Raw genomic sequence first — 18,645 nt, 5'->3', positions numbered from 1 at the left:
ATGCCGACGATCATTCTGTTCGCGCCGCTCTTGGGCGCGCTTATCGCGGGCTTTGGCTGGCGGATCATCACCGAGAAGGGGGCGATGTATGTCTCCTCCGCGCTTCTGGTGCTGGCGGCCTTTCTCAGCTGGGTGGTGTTCCTGTCCTTCGATGGTCCGACCCAGCATATCGAGCTGTTCCGCTTCATTGAGTCGGGTGATATCGACAGTTCCTGGGCAATCCGTCTGGACCGTCTGACCACGATCATGCTGGTGGTGATCAACACCGTCTCCGCACTCGTTCATGTCTATTCTATCGGCTACATGGCGCATGACGAGAATTTCGGTGAGGGCGAGCAGTATAAAGCGCGCTTCTTCGCCTATCTCTCGCTCTTCACCTTCATGATGCTGACGCTGGTCACCGCCGATAACCTGATCCAGATCTTCTTCGGCTGGGAAGGTGTGGGCCTGGCCTCCTATCTGCTGATCGGCTTCTATTACAAGAAACCCTCGGCGGGGGCGGCGGCCATGAAGGCCTTCATCGTCAACCGTGTGGGCGATTTCGGCTTCCTGATCGGGATCTTCGCGCTGTTCTTCCTGACCTCCTCGGTCGATTTCGACACGATCTTCCAGATGGTGCCGCAGCTTGCCGAGCGCAGCATCGATTTCTGGGGCTTCTCGGTGAATGCGGTCGAGCTTTGCGCGATCTTCCTCTTCATCGGTGCGATGGGCAAATCGGCGCAGCTTCTGCTGCACACCTGGCTGCCCGACGCAATGGAAGGCCCGACGCCCGTCTCCGCACTGATCCACGCAGCGACCATGGTCACCGCAGGTGTGTTCCTGCTGTGCCGGATGTCGCCGCTCTTCGAGTTCGCGCCCGAGACCAAATCCTTCATCGTCTTCCTTGGTGCGACCACGGCCTTCTTCGCCGCGACCGTCGGCCTCGTGCAGAACGACATCAAACGCGTGATCGCCTATTCGACCTGCTCGCAGCTGGGCTATATGTTCGTGGCCGCTGGTGTGGGGGTCTATCCGGTTGCCATGTTCCACCTGCTGACCCATGCGTTTTTCAAGGCGATGCTGTTCCTCTCTGCAGGTTCGGTGATCACCGCGATGCATCACGAGCAGGACATGCGCAACTATGGCGGCCTGCGTAAGAAACTGCCGCTGACCTTCTGGGCGATGATGGTGGGGACGCTGGCCATTACCGGCGTCGGTATCCCGCTGACCCATATCGGTTTTGCAGGCTTCCTGTCGAAAGATGCGATCGTGGAGAGCGCATGGGCGGGCACCGCAGGCGGCTATGCCTTCTGGATGCTGGTCATTGCGGCGCTGTTTACCTCCTTCTACTCGTGGCGCCTGATGTTCATGACCTTCTTCGGCACCGCGCGCGGCGACAAGCACAAGCATGAGCATGCCCATGAGAGCAAGCCCGTGATGACCGTGCCGCTGGGCATTCTTGGTCTGGGGGCCGTGCTGGCCGGTATGATCTGGTATGGTCCGTTCTTCGGCAACGAAGAGAAAATGGCCAAGTTCTTCAACATGCCGACGCATGAAGTGGCCGCGGTCGAGGCTCCCGAAGCTGCCGAAGGGGCTGGCGCGATTGTGGCGACCGGTGCCGAGGCAACGGAGGCAGGTGAGGCCGCCGAGAGCGCGCACGAGATGCCTGCGATGGGTCCGACGGGTGAGGGGGCTGTGTTCATCGCGCCCGATAACCATGTGATCCACGATGCACATGAGGCCCCTGCTTGGGTGAAGGTCTCGCCCTTCATCGCGATGGTCATCGGCTTTGCCGTGGCATGGGTGATGTATATCGCGCAGCCCAAGCTTCCGGCGAAAATGGCCTCGACCTTCTATCCGCTCTACAAATTCCTGCTCAACAAGTGGTATTTCGACGAGCTTTATGAATACATCTTCCGCCGTCCCGCGGTCGGCCTTGCGCGCTTCTTCTGGAAGAAGATCGACGAGGCCACCATCGACGGTGCCATCAACGGGCTCGCGTTCAAGGTCATTCCCGCGCTCACCCGTCTCGCTGGCCGGATGCAGTCCGGCTACCTCTTCCACTACGCATTCACCATGGTCATCGGCATCGTGGTGCTCATGTTCTGGGTCGTTCTGGCCGGAGGGTCGCAGTAATGCAGAACCTGCTTTCCATCGTCACCTTCATCCCCGCGCTGTCGGCGATCATCCTTGCGGTGGTCATGCGCGGGGGCACCGAGGCGGCAGACCGTAACGCGAAATGGTTTGCGCTGACCGCCACGCTGGTGACGCTTCTGGCCTCGCTCTTCCTGCTGGCAGGCTACGATCCCTCCAACCCCGATTTCCAGTTCGTCGAACAGGCGGAATGGATCCTCGGCATGAACTACAAGGTCGGGATCGACGGGATCTCGCTCGTCTTCGTCATGTTGATCACCATCATGATGCCGATCACCATTCTCTCCGCATGGGTCAATGACCGCCGCGTGAAGGAATATATGATCGCCTTCCTCGTGCTGGAAACCTTCATGCTGGGCGTGTTCACCGCCCTCGATATCGTGCTGTTCTACCTCTTCTTCGAGGCCTCGCTGATCCCGATGTTCCTGATCATCGGTGTCTGGGGCGGGCGGCGCCGCGTCTATGCGACCTTCAAGTTCTTCCTTTACACCTTCGTGGGCTCGGTCTTCATGCTGGTGGGGATCGCGTGGATGTTCGCCATCACGGGAACCACCGATATCCCGACCCTGATGAGCTATGATTTCTCCTCCGAGGCCTTCTCGGTGCTGGGGATCAACATTCCGGGCGGTGTGCAGACGCTCCTCTTCCTTGCCTTCTTCGCCTCCTTCGCGGTGAAGATCCCGATGTGGCCGGTCCATACCTGGCTGCCCGATGCGCACGTTCAGGCACCGACTGCGGGCTCGGTCGACCTTGCGGCGATCCTGCTGAAGATGGGGGGCTACGGCTTCCTGCGCTTCTCGCTGCCGATGTTCCCCGTGGCCGCCGACCTGATGTCCGATTTCATCATGTGGCTCTCGGTCATCGCGATCATCTACACCTCGCTCGTGGCGCTGGCGCAGACCGATATGAAAAAGGTCATCGCCTATTCCTCGGTCGCCCATATGGGTTTTGTCACGCTCGGTATCTTCTCCTTCAACAAGCAGGGGATCGACGGCGCGGTCTATATCATGCTCAGCCACGGTTTCGTGTCGGGCGCGATGTTCCTGGGCGTCGGGATCATTTACGAACGCCTGCATACCCGCGAGCTGTCGGCCTTCGGCGGCCTCGTCAAGCGGATGCCGGTCTATGCGCTCTTCTATATGTTCTTCACGATGGCCAATCTTGGCCTTCCGGGAACGGGGAGCTTCGTGGGTGAGTTCCTCGCCCTGACCGGTGCCTTCAAGGCGCACACCATTGCGGCGACGCTGGCGACGCTAGGTGTGATCCTGTCGGCGGCCTATGGCTTGTGGATGTATCGCCGGATCTTCTTCGGAGAGTTGCTGAAGGAAAGCCTGAAAAGCGTGAAGGATCTCGATGGTCGCGAGATGTGCATGATGATCCCGCTGGTCGCGATCGTGCTGCTGCTCGGTGTCTATCCTGCCTTCCTGACCGATATCATCGGCCCGACGGTTGCCAATCTGGTCAATAACTACCATGCCGATCTCGCCGCCGCTGGCGTGGCCGTGCAGTAAGGAGAGCCAACAATGACTTCTACGGATTTCGCCACGGTGATGCCGGAGTTCCTGCTGTCGCTTTACGCGATGGTGGCTCTGCTGGGTGGTGTCTGGCTTGGCAAGGACAAGGTCGCGGGGTTCATCCTGTGGCTGACGGTCGCGATCCTTGTGCTCTTCGCGGCGCTGATCGGTCTCAACAATCTCACGAATGTGGCCTTCGACGGGCTCTTCATCGAGGACAACTTCTCGCGCTTCGCGAAGGTGCTGATCCTGCTCTCGGCGGCAGCTGTGCTGGCAATGGGTGTGGATTATCAGGAACGTCGCGGGTTGATGCGGTTCGAATATCCCATCCTCATCACGCTGGCCGTGGTGGGTATGATGATGATGGTCTCGGCGGGCAACCTGATGTCGCTCTATATCGGGCTCGAGCTGCAATCGCTCTCGCTCTATGTGGTAGCGGCACTGCGTCGCGACAGCACCCGTTCTTCGGAAGCCGGTCTGAAATACTTCGTCCTCGGTGCGCTCTCCTCGGGGATCATGCTCTACGGTGCCTCGCTCACCTATGGCTTCGCCGGCACGACCGATTTCGCCGGTATCCTGTCGGTGGTCAAAGAGGGGCAGATCCCCGTGGGCGTGCTCTTCGGCCTTGTCTTCATGATGATCGGGCTGGCCTTCAAGGTCTCCGCCGTGCCGTTCCATATGTGGACGCCGGATGTCTATGAGGGCTCGCCCTCCTCGATCACCGCCTTCTTTGCCACCGCACCCAAAGTGGCGGCAATGGCACTGTTTGCGCGGCTGCTGTTTGACGCCTTCGGTGGTGTGACCGATCAATGGGGCCAGGTCGTGGCACTCCTGTCGGTGGCCTCGATCCTCCTGGGGTCGATCGGCGCGATCGGGCAGACCAATATCAAACGTCTGATGGCCTATTCCTCGATCACCCATATGGGCTTCGCGCTTCTGGGGCTGATGGCTGGCACCGAGCAGGGTGTGGCGGCGATGCTGATTTACATGGCGGTCTATGTCGCGATGAATATCGGTATGTTCTCCTTCATCCTGTCGATGGAGCGCGACGGCCAGCCGGTCACCGATATCAAGGCGCTCAGCATGCTGGCGCGCCGTGGTCCGATGCGGGCATGGGCGCTGCTGATCCTGCTGTTTGCGCTGGCCGGTGTGCCGCCGATGATGGGCTTCTGGGCCAAGTTCTCGGTGCTGGTCGCGGCAGTTGAGGCGGGCTATGTCTGGCCCGCGGTCTTCGCCGTAATCGGCTCGGCAATTGCCGCCTTCTATTACCTGCGCATCGTCTACTACATGTATTTCGGTGATGAGGAAGAGCTGGGCATCGACAAACGCATCGCCACGCCGCAGCGTGTCCTTCTGATCGGGTCCGGCATCCTCATGGTCGCCGGTTCGATCAACCTCTTCGGTATCGAGGGTGTCGCACAGGCGGCAGCAGCAGCACTTGTCAATTGATCTACCCCAATGGCCCGAGGCAGTGGCGCGTAAGGTGCTGCCCCGGGTCGATAGTACGATGGCCGAAGCGGCCAGAATGGCTCCGCAGCAAGCGGGGCCTATCTGGATTCTGGCGCATGAGCAGACTGCAGGTCACGGGCGGCGCGGACGTGCATGGGTGCAGCCCGCGGGGAATTTCTCCGCGAGCTATCTGTTCCGGCCCCGCATGGAGCCCGCCCGGGCGGCGCTATATTCCTTTGTCGCGGCGCTGGCGCTCGACGAGGCGCTCGGCCAGATCTGTGGGCCTCAGGCGCAACTGGCGATCAAATGGCCCAATGACGTGCTTCTGAACGGTGGCAAGGTGTCGGGCATCCTGCTCGAGACCATCGGACAGGGGCCGGAGGCATGGCTCTGCATCGGTATCGGCGTCAATCTGGCACAGGCGCCCGAGGCGGGGCTCGTGGAAGCGGGCGCCGTGGCGCCGGTAAGCGTGGCACAGGCCTTGGGATATGCGCCGACGCCGGACGAGTTTCTGGCCTATCTCGCCCCCGCTTTCGACCGCTTTGCCACAGATTACCAGACCTATGGTTTTGCGCCGATCCGCACGGCTTGGCTGGCACGTGCCGCGCGTATTGGCCAGCCTATCCGCGCACGGACGGGCACCCAGAGCCATGACGGCATTTTTGAAACCATCGACGAGAGCGGTGCGATGATCCTGAACCGTCCCGAGGGACGGCTGGCAATCTCTGCCGCTGATATCTTTTTCTGAAAGGGGGGCGCGATGCTTCTCTGTATCGATTGCGGGAATACCAATACGGTCTTCTCCATCTGGAACGGTTCCGAGTTTCTGAGCACCTGGCGCATCGAGACCAATCACAAACGCACGGCCGATGAATATTATGTCTGGCTGACCTCGCTGATGATGCTGCACGATATGAAGGTGCGGATAGGGGCGGTGGTGATTTCCTCGACTGTGCCGCGTGTGGTGTTCAACCTGAGGGTTCTGGCCAACCGCTATTTCGACTGCCGGCCGCTGGTGGTGGGTAAGCCTGAATGCCAGCTCCCTGTGGCGCCGCGTGTCGATATCGGCACCACCGTTGGTCCGGACCGGCTGGTGAATACGGTGGCAGGTTTCGACCGGCATGGCGGTGATCTGATCGTCGTCGATTTCGGTACGGCAACTACCTTCGATGTGGTGGCGCCGGACGGGGCCTATATCGGCGGTGTCATTGCTCCGGGCGTCAATCTGTCGCTGGAGGCGCTGCATGCCTCGGCGGCGGCCCTGCCGCATGTGGATGTGACCATGCCGGAGAAGGCTGTGGGCACAAATACCGTCGCCTGTATTCAATCCGGCGTCTTTTGGGGCTATATCGGTCTTGTCGAAGGCATTGTGCGCCAGATCCGGCTGGAACGTGCGCGCCCGATGAAGGTGATTGCCACCGGCGGGCTTGCAGAACTTTTCGAGCAAGGGTTTGATCTCTTTGACAGTGTCGAGTACGACCTAACCATCCATGGTCTGCGATTGATCCATGATTATAACAAGGGGCTGGCAAGCGCATGAGCGACAGGCTGATCTATCTCCCGCTAGGCGGGGCAGGCGAAATCGGGATGAATGCCTATGTCTATGGCTATGGTCCCGAAGGGTCCGAACGGCTGATCGTCGTCGATCTGGGCGTGACATTTCCGGATATGGACGGATCGCCGGGTGTCGATCTGATCATGGCCGATGCGGCATGGCTGGAACAGAATGCCGAGCGCATCGAGGCGATCTTCATTACCCACGCGCATGAGGACCATATCGGGGCGCTGCCCTTCCTGTGGCCCAAATTGCGCAAGCCGGTCTATGCGCGTGCCTTTACGGCGAGCCTTGGCCAGCAGAAACTCAACGAGAACGGCGTGAACACGCAGATCAACGTGGTCGAGCCGCGTCCGCAGGTGATCGAGGCGGGTCCGTTCAAGGTGCAATTCGCGCCGATCTCGCATTCGATCCCCGAAAGCTCGGCGCTGATCATCGACACGCCCGAAGGCCGGATCGTCCACTCGGGGGATTTCAAGCTCGACGCAAATCCGATCGTCGGCGAACCCTTCGACGTGCAGATGTGGCACGAGATCGCGCAGGAAACGGGCGGTATCAAGGTGTTGACCTGCGATTCCACCAATATCTTCAGCCATCTGCCGGGCAAGTCGGAGGCGACGCTGATCGAGCCGCTGACGAAGCTCATCCAGATGCAGGATGGCATGATCGTTGCGACCACCTTCGCCTCGAACGTCGCGCGGTTGAAAACGCTGGCCGATGCGGGGGTCGCTGCGGGCCGGTCGATCTGCCTTATGGGCCGCTCGATGAAGCGCATGGTGCAGACCGCCAAGGAAACCGGCGTGCTGAAGGACTTCCCCTCGGTGGTGCAGCCCGAAGAGGCCGCCGATATCCCGCGCGAAAACCTGATGCTCATCGTGACCGGCTCGCAGGGCGAGCGGCGCGCGGCGTCGGCGGCGCTCTCGCGCGGCAAATATCTGGGCCTCGAGATGAAAGAGGGCGATGCGTTCCTCTTCTCCTCGAAAACCATCCCCGGCAACGAGATCGGCGTCATCAAGATCATGAACGCCTTCTCCGAGATGGGGGTCGAGGTGATCGGGGATCGCGGCGGGCTCTATCACGTTTCGGGCCATGCCAACCGCCCCGATCTGGAGGCGGTGCATGACCTTCTCAAGCCCAAGGTGCTGATCCCGATGCATGGCGAGCACCGTCATCTGCGCGAGCATATGAAACTCGCGCAGTCCAAAGGTATCGCCTCGGAAATCGCAACCAACGGGACCATGCTTGATCTGACCGGCGACCAGCCGAAGGTCGTGGAATATATCGAGACGGGCCGTCTCTATCTGGATGGCACCGTGCTTATCGGCGCGCTGGACGGTGTGGTGCGCGAGCGTATCCGCATGGCACTGAACGGCCATATCATGGTGAATGTGATCATCGACGAAGACGGGGCGCCATTGGGCGATCCGTGGGTCGAGACGATGGGCCTGCCGGTCAAGGGCCGTTCTGGCATCGCGCTCGAGGAGGTTCTCGAACAGGAACTCTCCGAGGCACTCGATCGCGCACCGGGCAAGGTGATGAAGGATGACGACAAGATCGAGGATGTGCTGCGCCGCCAAGCCCGCACCTGCTCGCTCGAGGAGATCGGCAAGAAGCCGGAAGTGACCGTCGTCGTCTCGCGTCTGATGGACGAATAAGCACCCAATACCTGCCATTGATACCCGCCCGTGCCTGGCACGCGGCGGGTATTTTTATGTCCGCCCATTGCGGCGCGTGACGATAGAGCAGACATAAAAAAGGCGGCCCGCGGGGCCGCCTTTCTTGCATCTGGATTGATCGATCAGCTTTCGCTGCTATCGCTCGGCGTTTCCGCTGCCGGAGCGGCGGTGGCGTCCCCTGCGGCCTCGACCGGTTCATCGGTCTTCTTCTTGCGGCTGCGCGTGGTGGTCGCCTTGGGCTTGGCCGCGGCCTTGGTGGTCGTGGTTTTGGCCTTGGGCGTTTTGGGCTTTGCCGTTGTCGAGCGGGTGCGCGTGCGCTTGGGCTTTGCAGCGGGTTCCTCTGCCGCGGCTTCGGCAGATGCCGCTACCTCTCCTGCAGGCTCGGCTGCAACCGGTTCCGCGGGGACGGCTTCGGAGGCTACGTCCGCCTCGGGCGTTGCGACCGGAGCAGCCGCGTCGGTCGACGCTTCGACTGCCGCCTCGGCGCTGGTCTCTTCGGCCTTTTTCGGAGCAGCCTTGCGGCGACGCGAACGGGTGGGTTTCGGCGCTTCTGCCTCTTCCTGCACCTGCGTTTGAGCCTCGGCCTGAATATCGGCCTTCGCCTCGACCGGGGCTGCCGGAGCCGCGGCCTCGACTGTTACCTCGGCCGTCGTTTCGACTACGCTGTCCTCGTCATGCTCGTCATCCTTCGGACGCGAGATCACGAATTCGCGCAGCAGGAATTCCGGCACATGGTCGCCCATGCCGACCACATCAGGGCCATCATCACGACGATTGCGGCGGTAGCGGTCGGAGCCATGACGCTCCGGCTGCGCACGGCCGTGTTCGTAGGATTTTCCATGATCATGGCGGGGGCTGCGCGGGGTCTCGGCTTCGGCGCGCGGAGATTCTTCGCGGCGCTCGCTGTCGCGGCGGTCCTCGTAGCGGCGTTCGGCGGCTTTAGCCTCGACGGGTTTTGCCTCGGGGACAGCCACGTTCAGCGGCTCCTTTGACGCTTCCTGACCGTGATCGGGGACGGGACGTTTGTGGTCACGTCCATTGCGCCCGCCGCGTTCGCCGCGCGAGGAGGACGAGCGGCCACCACGTTCGGTGCGCGGGCGCGGAGCCTGGCTTGCGGCGTCGGACAGCTCGAACCCTTCGGGAATTTCCGCGCGGGGCAGGGTCGTCTTGACCAGATCCTCGATCTGGCCGAGGAATTTCTCGTCATAAGGCGTTGCCAGCGAGATCGCGGTGCCAAGACGGCCCGCACGACCGGTTCGCCCGATGCGGTGCACATAGTCTTCGGCATGCATTGGCAGATCGTAGTTGAAGACGTGGCTGACGCTGGGCACATCCAGACCGCGGGCCGCCACATCGGAGGCCACAAGGATTTTAAGCTTGCCATCGCGGAAGCTTTCCAGCGTGCGGGTCCGCTGCGACTGGTCCAGATCGCCATGGATCGGCTGCGCATCAAAACCGTATTTTTGCAGCGATTTCGAAACGATATCCACATCCGTCTTGCGGTTGCAGAAGACGATCCCGTTATCGAGCTTCTCGCCCTCGGCGGTGATCACCGCGCGCAGCAGTTCGCGCTTGGTCTTGGCGGCCTGATCCTTGCGGGGCGGGGTGATCTCGATGAGCTTTTGAGTGATGGTCTGCGAGGTGGTGGCCTGACGGGCCACTTCCACGCGCACCGGCGCCTGCAGGAAGGTATTGGTGATACGTTCGATCTCGGGAGCCATCGTTGCCGAGAAGAACAGCGTCTGACGGGTGAAAGGCGTCAGCTGGAAGATGCGCTCGATATCGGGGATGAAGCCCATATCCAGCATCCGGTCAGCCTCGTCGACCACCATCACCTTCACATCGGTCAGGATCAGCTTGCCGCGCTCGAAATGGTCCAGAAGGCGGCCCGGAGTGGCAATAAGCACATCCACACCCTTGTCGATCAGCTTGTCCTGCTCGCCAAAGGCCACGCCACCGATCAGCAGGGCGCGGGTCAGTTTGGTATGTTTGGCATAGAGGTCGAAATTCTCGGCGACCTGCGCGGCCAGTTCGCGCGTCGGTGCGAGCACCAGCGACCGCGGCATCCGCGCGCGGGCACGGCCACGGCGCAGGCGGGTCAGCATCGGCAGGGTGAAGGACGCGGTCTTGCCGGTCCCGGTCTGGGCGATCCCCAGAACATCCTTGCCCTCGAGGGCAGGGGGAATCGCTTTTTCCTGAATCGGAGTGGGCGAAGTGTATCCCGCCTCTTCGATGGCAAGAAGAACCTTGGGGTCGAGTTTCAGCTCGGAAAACTTGGTCATACGCGTCCTGATAACAGCAGAGCAATGTCTGCAGAAAATAAGGGACGCGACGGTTCAGGCGCCCCGGCTAGCTCCCACCGGATTATGGGATGGCGTGTGCACTAGCCGAATTTCAGCAAAAGGTCAATGTAAAGGGCCATGCAGCGGCGGATGTAGCGATTGTTTCGCCATAATGGTGGCCATTATGCCTGCAATGCAGCCCGGCGGACCCGTGCGACCGATCAGCGCAATTGCCTGCGCCGTCCGGGAGCGCTATCTCCTTGCTTTGGTTTTGACAGCCATGACCCAAGGTGACAAAGCTTGGCGTCCCCCCGAAAGCGAGGACTTGGAATGACTTCAGAGATCGTCACGCATGCTGCAGGCCTCGGTCCTGTCATGGCCTTCGCCACGGTGGGCGCGGTCGGCGTCGGTGCCCAGTGGCTGGCATGGCGGCTCCGCCTTCCGGCCATCGTCTTCATGCTGATCGCGGGCGTTATCGTCGGGCCGGTGACGGGGCTCATCGACCCGATGCGCGATTTCGGTGACCTGACCGGCCCGTTGATCAGTCTGGCGGTGGCGGTGATCCTGTTCGAGGGGGGCATGTCGCTTGACCTCCACCGACTGGGCGATGCGCGGGCCGGTGTGATGCGGCTCGTGCTGATCGGTGCGCCTCTGGGCTGGCTGATGTCGACGCTTGCCCTGCGGCTGGCAGCCAATCTCTCATGGGAAAGCTCCGCCGTCTTCGGTGGCATCATGATCGTCACCGGCCCGACGGTGATCGCACCACTTCTGCGCTCCGCGCGTCTGGCACGGCGACCGGCACAGCTTCTGCAATGGGAGGCCATCGTCAATGACCCGATCGGCGCGCTGGCTGCCGTGCTGGCCTATGGGGTCGTGTTGGTGTTCCATGCCGATCTGGGGCTGGGCGAGGCCGCGCTCGAGACAGGGCTCGGCATTCTCTTCGCGCTGGTCTTCGGCCTTGCCAGCGGGCGGGCGATGGTCTGGGCGTTCCAGGGCGGGCGGGTGCCGGAATTCATGAAGGTGCCGGTGCTGTTCGTGGCGCTGCTGTTTACCTTCGCGCTGAGTGATGCGGTGCTGCATGAAAGCGGGCTTCTGGCAGTGACCATGATGGGGCTGGTGATCGGCAATGCCGATCTCCCCTCCTATACCGAACTGCGCCGGTTCAAGGAGCATGCCACTGTTCTGCTGGTGTCGGGGGTGTTCATCCTGCTGGCAGCGAGCCTCGATATCTCGCAGCTGCGGCTCCTGAACTGGAAGGCACTGGGCTTCCTAGTGGCGGTGATCGCCATCGCGCGCCCTGCTACGGTGCTTTTGTCGCTTCTGGGCACCAAAATCCCGTGGAAAGAGCGCGCCTTTATCGCCATGACCGGCCCGCGCGGGGTGGTTCTGGTGGCGGTGGCGGGGCTCTTCGGGCAGCGTCTGGCCGACGCTGGCGTGGCCGATGGTGCGATGATCGCGCCGCTGGCCTTCCTGCTGGTGACGGTCACGGTGGTGCTGCACGGGTTCACACTGGCACCTCTGGCGCGGGCGTTGGGACTGGCCGATACCGAGAAGCCGGGCGTGCTGATCGTGGGCGGCTCGCGGTTTTCCACCCGTCTGGGCGAGGCGTTGCAAAAGGCCGATGTGCCGGTGCTGATCGCCGATTCCAACCACCAGCACCTGATCCGGCCACGGGCGGCGGGGCTGAAGACCTTCTATGGCGATATTCTGGGGGAGGCCGCCGAGGATACGATCGAGCGGCTCTCATATTCCAATGTTCTGGCGGTCACCGATAACGACGCCTACAACACGCTGGTCTGCACCGATCTCGGCGCAGAGCTGGGCCGTGCCAACGTCTGGCAGGTCGCCCGTCAGCGCGAGGACCAGCGCCGTCATGCGCTGCCTGCGCAGCTGGGCGGACAGCCCTTCGGGGCGGGGCGGACCTTCGATATGTTCCGCGATATGGTACGCGAGGGCTGGAGCTTCCGCGTGACCCGCCTGACCGAGGAGTTCACGCTGGCACAATGGCGCGCGCTGCGCCCGATGGCCGTGCCGCTCCTGCGGATTTCTCCAAAAGGGGAGATCGGTTTCATCGACAAGCCCGAGGAGCTTAAGGCCGATGCGGGGGTGCGGATCCTGTCGCTCCTGCCGCCCGATGCAGGCTCCGACGAGGCGGCCAGCGTGGCGGTGACCGAGGTGGACGAGAAACCCGACACCGCCCCCGGTCCGGTCGCGCCGCTGCCCTGATGTGGCGCGATACGGGGCAGTGACCCACGCAAAACCCCGCGGTCCGTGCCGCAACAGTTGACCTTGACCGCCGCCTCTGGCAGTGGAGAGGCAACCAGAGGAAGACCCAGATGAACCTGTTTGCCAATATCCGCGCGGTCGTGATCAACGCGCTGAACGAGATGACGAAGGACGGCACGCTCCCCGAGGGGCTGGACCTGAGCAACGTAACCGTCGAGCCGCCGCGAGACGCGCTGCATGGCGATATGGCGACCAATGCCGCGATGGTGCTGGCCAAGCCCGCAGGCGCCAAGCCCCGCGATCTGGCCGAGGCGCTGGCTGCCAAGCTGCGCGAAGAGCCGCGTGTGACCTCCGCCGAGGTGGCAGGGCCCGGTTTCCTGAACCTGCGTCTCGATGCGTCCGTTTGGGGCGATGTGGCCCGTGCGGCGCTCGCCGCAGGCCCTGATTTCGGCCGTGCCGATCTGGGCAGGGGTCTGAAGGTCAATGTCGAATATGTCTCGGCCAATCCGACCGGTCCGATGCATGTCGGGCACACCCGTGGCGCGATCTTCGGCGATGCGCTCTCGAGCCTGCTGGATTTCGCGGGCTATGATGTCACGCGCGAATATTACATCAACGATGGTGGCGCGCAGGTCGATGTGCTGGCGCGCTCTGCCTATGAGCGCTACCGGGAGGCCTGCGGCCTCGAACCCGAGATCCGCGAGGGTCTCTATCCGGGCGATTACCTGATTCCGGTGGGGCAGGCGCTCAAGGATAAATATGGCGACAGCCTGCTGGAAAAAGGCGAGCAGTTCTGGCTTGAGGATATCCGCGAGTTCGCCACCGAAGCAATGATGGAGATGATCCGCGGCGATCTGGCGTCGCTAGGTGTGAAGATGGATGTCTTCTATTCCGAGAAATCGCTCTATGGCACGGGCCAAATCGAGGCGGCGCTCAAGCGCCTAGAAGATATGGGTCTGATCTATGAGGGTGTGCTTGAGCCGCCGAAGGGCAAGCTGCCCGAGGATTGGGAAGAGCGCGAGCAGACGCTGTTCAAATCGACCCAGTTCGGGGATGATGTCGACCGTCCGGTGAAAAAATCCGACGGCAGCTGGACCTATTTCGCCCCCGATATCGCCTATCACTGGACGAAGGTCGAACGCGGTTATGACATGCTGATCGACGTCTTCGGCGCCGATCACGGTGGCTATGTGAAGCGGATGAAGGCGGCCGTGGCGGCACTTTCGGACCGTCGCGTTCCGCTCGACATCAAGCTGATCCAGCTGGTGAAGCTGTTCAAGAATGGCGAGCCCTTCAAGATGTCCAAACGTGCAGGCACCTTTGTGACCCTGCGCGATGTGGTCGAGCAGGCGGGCGCCGATGTGACCCGCTTCCATATGCTGACCCGCAAGAATGACGCAGCCCTCGATTTCGATTTCGACAAAGTGCTCGAGCAGTCCAAGGATAACCCCGTTTTCTATGTGCAATATGCGCATGCGCGGGTCTGTTCGGTCATGCGCAAGGCGGCGGAAGCGGGCTGGGATCTCAATGATGCCAAGCTCTCGCAGGCCGATATCATGCTCGAGGATGCCGCACAGGCCACGCTTGCACGCAAGATCGCCGAATGGCCGCGTCTGGTGGAAATCGCCGCCCGTGCCAATGAGCCGCACCGCGTGGCCTTCTTCCTCTACGAGCTGGCCTCCGACCTCCACAGCCTGTGGAATCGCGGCAATGACAAGCCCGAACTGCGCTTCTTCCAGGAAGGTGACGAGGCTGCGACCACCTCACGAATCGCTCTGGCCCGCGCCACGGCGGTTGTGATTTCTGCCGGACTTGGTATCCTTGGTGTCACTCCGGCTGAAGAGATGCGCTAAAACGCACGCCGCTGGATGAGAAGGTAGTGGACCGGGAAACCGGCGGCGAGGCGGAATATGGCAGTCTTTCACAGACCCTTCGAGGGGGATGATGCCTCCTATGAGGAGGAAGCATCCGGAAACGAGAGCGCGCGGCCACGGCGGCGCGCTTCCGGCTATTCCATGCCGTCGGCAGGGCGTATGCGGCGCGATTCTGTGGGCGCTGGTGGCGAGTCGAGCTTCTTCATGCCGTCTCAGGCGTTCCGGCCACGCGACGATTACGATGTGGATGACGAGGCGCTGGAATTCGGCGCCTACCGTCCCAACCGCCAGCCCGACGATCACGAATTCATCACGGCGGATGATGATTACGATCCGTGGGAGCAGTCCGAACAGGGGGCAGAGCCGCAAGAACCCGTAACAGCGCACAGCGAGGCGCGCACGGCACCTGCGCGCAGCTTTACCCCCAATTACAGCAACCAGCCGCATCCCTCGCAAGCGCCTGCCTTCGATCCCCGCTATGGCGCGGAGGTGTTCGAGGACGAGGAGTTGCCCGCTCGCGCACGCCCGCTGCAGCGCTGGGTCAATGTGGCAGGGGCACTGACCTCGGTCGCGCTGATCCTCGGTGTGGTGGTCTGGGGCTACAAGCTCGCGATGCGCGACATTCAGGGCGTGCCGGTGATCAAGGCGATGGACGGCCCCGCGCGCGTGGCCCCCGAGGATCCGGGTGGCGAGCTGGCCGAGCATGTGGGCCTGTCGGTCAATGGCGTGGCGGGCACCGGTGTGGCCGCTCCCGCGCCCGAGCGCGTAACGCTCGCCCCGCCCGAGGCCGTGCTGGCCGAAGGCGACAAGGCGATGTCCGACCTGAAGCCGATCGATGCGGCGACCGCTCCGATGGAAGCCGAGGACTCGCCCGATCAGGTCATCGTGCCGGTCCCCGATAGCGATGCCGCGCCCACGCCCGAAATGCAGAGCGCGACCCGCTCGCTGGCCGTGCCCAATGCGATCGATGAGGATGCGGCAGAAGATGCCGATATGACCGATAGCACCGCTCTGGTGGTCGATGATGCCGAAGAGGGCACGCAGGAGGCGGTGGCGCCGCCCTCGGCCGATGCGATCGCCGACACCATTCCCGGTGTGATCCGTTCGCCGCGTCCCTTGGCCCGCCCCGATCATGATCTGGTGGCCGAGGCGGTGGCCGCCTCGCTGGGCGGTGGCGGGGCGTCTGCCTCACCCTCCGAAAGCTCCGGTCCCGTCGAGATCGATGCGGGCAGCCTTCCGGCAGGCACGCGGCTCGTGCAGATCGGGGCCTTCGACAATATCGATCAGGCGCGCAGCGCCTGGGACCAGACCGCCACCCGTTTCGGCCCCCTGATGGAAGGCAAGAAGCGCGTGGTGCAGGAGGCCACCGCGGGTGGCCGGACCTTCTTCCGCCTCAGGGTGCAGGGCTTCGATGATCTGGCGCAGGCGCGCCAGTTCTGCGCGGCACTTGTCGCCGAGGGCGCAACCTGTATTCCGGCAACGGTGCGATAATGACTTCAGCCACGATCCTTGGACTGTCGGGCCTGACCCTGACCGAGACCGAGCGCGCATTTTTCCGCGAGGCGCAGCCTTGGGGGTTCATTCTGTTTGCGCGCAATATCGATACGCCCGATCAGGTGCTGCGCCTGACCTCCGATCTGCGCGAGGCCGTGGGCCGGGATGCGCCGGTGCTGATCGATCAGGAGGGCGGGCGCGTTCAGCGGATGCGTGCGCCCCATTGGCGCGAATGGCTGCCGCCGCTCGAACAGGCTGCATTCCTTGATCCCGAGCGCAGCTTCTGGCTGCGGGCGCGGATCATGGCGGACGAGCTGCGCGCCGTGGGTGTCGATAGCAATTGTGCGCCCTGCTGCGATATTGCGGGACCGCAGACGCATCCGTTCCTGCGCAACCGCTGTATGGGCGAGGATGCCGCCACCGTGGCCCGCAATGCCCGTGCAAGCGCGATGGGCTTTCTGGCAGGCGGTGTGCTGCCGGTGATCAAACATATTCCGGGCCACGGTCGGGCCACGGCCGACAGCCATAAGGATCTGCCGCTGGTCGAGGCCTGCGCCGAGGATCTGATCGCACAGGATTTCGCGGCTTTCCAGCCGCTCCATGATATGCCGATGGCAATGACCGCCCATATCCGCTTTGCCGCTTTCGATGATGCCCCTGCGACCCAGTCGCCGGTGATGGTCGATTTGATCCGGCAGGTGATCGGGTTTGACGGTCTGCTGATGTCCGATGATCTCTCGATGCAGGCGCTCTCGGGCAGCATCCGCCAGCGCGCCGAGGCCACGATGGCTGCGGGCTGCGATATCACGCTCCACTGCAATGGCGAACGGTCCGAGATGGAAGAGGCCGTGGTGGGAGCAGGGACATTGAGCGATGCCGCCAAGACCCGTGCCGCAGCGGCCATCGCGCGCCGCGCGATGCGCGAGGCCGTGGATATCGCGGTGCTGGAGCGGGAGCTTGCAGACCTCTTGCAGGCAAGCGGGGTCTGATGGCCACGCCCCCCAAACCCCAGGATATGCGCGTGGCCGAGCGTCTGGCCGCCGAGGCGCTGATCATCGATGTGAACGGGTTCGAGGGCCCGCTCGATCTCCTGCTGACGCTTTCGCGCAGCCAGAAGGTCGATCTTCGCAAGATCTCGGTGCTGGCTCTGGCCGAGCAATATCTGGCCTTTGTCGATCATGCGCGCGAACTGCGTATCGAGCTGGCCGCCGATTATCTGGTGATGGCAGCGTGGCTGGCCTATCTGAAATCACGCCTGCTGCTGCCGCCCGAGCCCGATGCCGAGGGCCCCTCCGCCGAAGATATGGCCGCCCATCTTGCCTTCCAGCTGGAACGGCTGGAGGCGATGCGGGATGCAGCCGCGCAACTGATGGCGCGCGACCAGCTGGGGCGCGATATCTTCCCGCGCGGGATCTCCGAAGAAGTGGTGCGGGTGAAGAAGATCACCTATTCGGCCACGCTGATGGATCTGATGCGCGCCTATTCGCGCGTGCGCACACGCGACGAGTTCCGCCCCTATGCGTTTGACCGGCGTAATATTTTCAGCCTCGAACAGGCGCTCGACCAGCTGCGCGATCTGATCGGCTTCTCGGGCGAGTGGATGGATCTGTCGAGCTATCTGCCCGAGAGCTGGCGGGTCGATCCCGCGCGCAGGCGGTCTGCGACAGCGGCCACTTTTGCCGCCTCGCTGGAACTGGCCAAACAGGGCGCCATCGAGATCCGCCAGAGCGATACCTTCTCTCCCATCTCAATCCGGAAGACATCATGAGCGATCCCGTAGAGACCATGGTCGAAGACCGCGAACCGCAGCTCTTCTCGGCCCCGCCGATGGAGGCGCAGGAGCGGATGGTCGAGGCGATGCTCTTTGCCTCGCCCGAGCCGATCACCACACGCGAGATGCAGACGCGTATGCCCGTGGGCGCGGACCCGCGCGAGGCTCTGGAGCGCGTTCGTGCCCGCTACGAGGGGCGCGGCGTGCATGTGGTGCGGGTGGGCGAAGGCTGGGCCATGCGCACCGCGCCCGATCTGTCCTTCCTGTTGCAGAAAGAAACGGTCGAGAGCCGCAAACTCTCGCGCGCGGCCACCGAGACGCTGGCGATCATCGCCTATCACCAGCCGGTCACCCGCGCCGAGATCGAGGAGATCCGTGGCGTGGCCGTCTCGCGCGGGACGATCGATCTGCTGCTGGAGCTGGACTGGATCCGGTTCGGTCGCCGCCGTATGACGCCGGGTCGTCCGGTCACATTTGTGGTGACCCAAGGATTCCTTGACCATTTCAGCCTCGAATCCGCCCGCGATCTTCCGCAGCTTGCGGAACTTCGCAGCGCCGGATTGCTTGATAGTAGACGCATGCCCGGTGAAGATGAGCCCGAGGATGACGATGACGAGGTCTCGGATAACGGGGCAGGGCAAAGCGAGATGTTCGAGGAATAGGAGCCTTAG

The 18,645-nt window shown here is 62.8% G+C and carries 12 protein-coding genes and 1 pseudogene; 12 read left to right on the top strand and 1 reads right to left on the bottom strand.

Translation table 11 applies throughout. The features are described from left to right. From nuoL to VSX56_RS01695, 6 genes are read left to right on the top strand one after another with little or no spacing between them, the layout of a single operon-like run. Entirely contained in the window at nucleotides 1–2,115 is a 2,115-nt protein-coding gene (nuoL, locus tag VSX56_RS01720; protein WP_350934390.1) for an NADH-quinone oxidoreductase subunit L, read from the top strand. Then, complete coding sequence (locus VSX56_RS01715) at nucleotides 2,115–3,644, top strand: NADH-quinone oxidoreductase subunit M (protein WP_350934388.1); 1,530 nt, start codon at nucleotides 2,115–2,117, stop codon at nucleotides 3,642–3,644. Before nuoL ends, VSX56_RS01715 begins: the two co-directional genes overlap by 1 nt. A gap of 12 nt (nucleotides 3,645–3,656) precedes the next feature. Next, on the top strand, nucleotides 3,657–5,096 hold the full coding sequence (gene nuoN, locus VSX56_RS01710) for an NADH-quinone oxidoreductase subunit NuoN (protein WP_350934386.1): 1,440 nt from the start codon (nucleotides 3,657–3,659) through the stop codon (nucleotides 5,094–5,096). Next, nucleotides 5,092–5,844, top strand: coding sequence for a biotin--[acetyl-CoA-carboxylase] ligase (locus VSX56_RS01705; protein WP_434096001.1), 753 nt, complete (start codon nucleotides 5,092–5,094; stop codon nucleotides 5,842–5,844). Before nuoN ends, VSX56_RS01705 begins: the two co-directional genes overlap by 5 nt. Before the next feature lie 12 nt (nucleotides 5,845–5,856). After that, nucleotides 5,857–6,636, top strand: coding sequence for a type III pantothenate kinase (locus VSX56_RS01700; protein WP_339112199.1), 780 nt, complete (start codon nucleotides 5,857–5,859; stop codon nucleotides 6,634–6,636). Beyond that, nucleotides 6,633–8,306 (top strand): ribonuclease J, encoded by a 1,674-nt coding sequence (locus VSX56_RS01695; protein WP_350934381.1) that lies wholly within the window; start codon nucleotides 6,633–6,635, stop codon nucleotides 8,304–8,306. Before VSX56_RS01700 ends, VSX56_RS01695 begins: the two co-directional genes overlap by 4 nt. An 878-nt stretch (nucleotides 8,307–9,184) precedes the next feature. On the opposite strand, the pseudogene VSX56_RS01690 reads toward VSX56_RS01695, so the two are convergent. After that, a pseudogene (locus VSX56_RS01690) lies at nucleotides 9,185–10,609 on the bottom strand (DEAD/DEAH box helicase); the annotation flags it as partial. Between the two features lie 330 nt (nucleotides 10,610–10,939). Between VSX56_RS01690 and VSX56_RS01685 the strand changes: the two are divergent. From VSX56_RS01685 to scpB, 6 genes are all read left to right on the top strand, one after another. Continuing rightward, a complete protein-coding gene (locus VSX56_RS01685; protein WP_350934378.1) occupies nucleotides 10,940–12,835 on the top strand; it encodes a cation:proton antiporter in 1,896 nt (631 codons plus the stop codon). 110 nt (nucleotides 12,836–12,945) lie between these two features. After that, nucleotides 12,946–14,688 carry an arginine--tRNA ligase gene (gene argS / locus VSX56_RS01680; RefSeq protein ID WP_350934376.1) on the top strand — a complete coding sequence of 581 codons (1,743 nt, stop codon included), beginning with the start codon at nucleotides 12,946–12,948 and terminating at the stop codon, nucleotides 14,686–14,688. A 180-nt stretch (nucleotides 14,689–14,868) separates the two neighbouring features. After that, nucleotides 14,869–16,200 carry an SPOR domain-containing protein gene (locus VSX56_RS01675; protein ID WP_350934374.1) on the top strand — a complete coding sequence of 444 codons (1,332 nt, stop codon included), beginning with the start codon at nucleotides 14,869–14,871 and terminating at the stop codon, nucleotides 16,198–16,200. Further along, complete coding sequence (locus tag VSX56_RS01670) at nucleotides 16,200–17,192, top strand: glycoside hydrolase family 3 N-terminal domain-containing protein (protein ID WP_350934372.1); 993 nt, start codon at nucleotides 16,200–16,202, stop codon at nucleotides 17,190–17,192. Before VSX56_RS01675 ends, VSX56_RS01670 begins: the two co-directional genes overlap by 1 nt. Beyond that, nucleotides 17,192–17,971, top strand: coding sequence for a segregation and condensation protein A (locus tag VSX56_RS01665; RefSeq protein WP_339112205.1), 780 nt, complete (start codon nucleotides 17,192–17,194; stop codon nucleotides 17,969–17,971). The genes VSX56_RS01670 and VSX56_RS01665 overlap by 1 nt, the downstream gene beginning before the upstream one ends. Continuing rightward, nucleotides 17,968–18,636, top strand: coding sequence for an SMC-Scp complex subunit ScpB (gene scpB, locus VSX56_RS01660; RefSeq protein WP_339112206.1), 669 nt, complete (start codon nucleotides 17,968–17,970; stop codon nucleotides 18,634–18,636). The genes VSX56_RS01665 and scpB overlap by 4 nt, the downstream gene beginning before the upstream one ends. Nucleotides 18,637–18,645: the final 9 nt, after the last annotated feature.

Origin of the sequence: Thioclava kandeliae (assembly GCF_040297545.1) — a bacterium.
GTDB classification, from domain to species: Bacteria; Pseudomonadota; Alphaproteobacteria; order Rhodobacterales; family Rhodobacteraceae; genus Thioclava; species Thioclava kandeliae.
This window is presented reverse-complemented; position numbering and strand designations above follow the sequence as displayed.

Coding starts and splice junctions, on each gene's coding strand:
- VSX56_RS01685 (WP_350934378.1), top strand. CDS start 10,940: ATGACTTCAGAGATCGTCACGCATGCTGCAGGCCTCGGTCCTGTCATG.
- VSX56_RS01715 (WP_350934388.1), top strand. CDS start 2,115: ATGCAGAACCTGCTTTCCATCGTCACCTTCATCCCCGCGCTGTCGGCG.
- nuoN (WP_350934386.1), top strand. CDS start 3,657: ATGACTTCTACGGATTTCGCCACGGTGATGCCGGAGTTCCTGCTGTCG.
- VSX56_RS01695 (WP_350934381.1), top strand. CDS start 6,633: ATGAGCGACAGGCTGATCTATCTCCCGCTAGGCGGGGCAGGCGAAATC.
- VSX56_RS01675 (WP_350934374.1), top strand. CDS start 14,869: ATGCGGCGCGATTCTGTGGGCGCTGGTGGCGAGTCGAGCTTCTTCATG.
- VSX56_RS01665 (WP_339112205.1), top strand. CDS start 17,192: ATGGCCACGCCCCCCAAACCCCAGGATATGCGCGTGGCCGAGCGTCTG.
- nuoL (WP_350934390.1), top strand. CDS start 1: ATGCCGACGATCATTCTGTTCGCGCCGCTCTTGGGCGCGCTTATCGCG.
- VSX56_RS01670 (WP_350934372.1), top strand. CDS start 16,200: ATGACTTCAGCCACGATCCTTGGACTGTCGGGCCTGACCCTGACCGAG.
- VSX56_RS01700 (WP_339112199.1), top strand. CDS start 5,857: ATGCTTCTCTGTATCGATTGCGGGAATACCAATACGGTCTTCTCCATC.
- scpB (WP_339112206.1), top strand. CDS start 17,968: ATGAGCGATCCCGTAGAGACCATGGTCGAAGACCGCGAACCGCAGCTC.
- argS (WP_350934376.1), top strand. CDS start 12,946: ATGAACCTGTTTGCCAATATCCGCGCGGTCGTGATCAACGCGCTGAAC.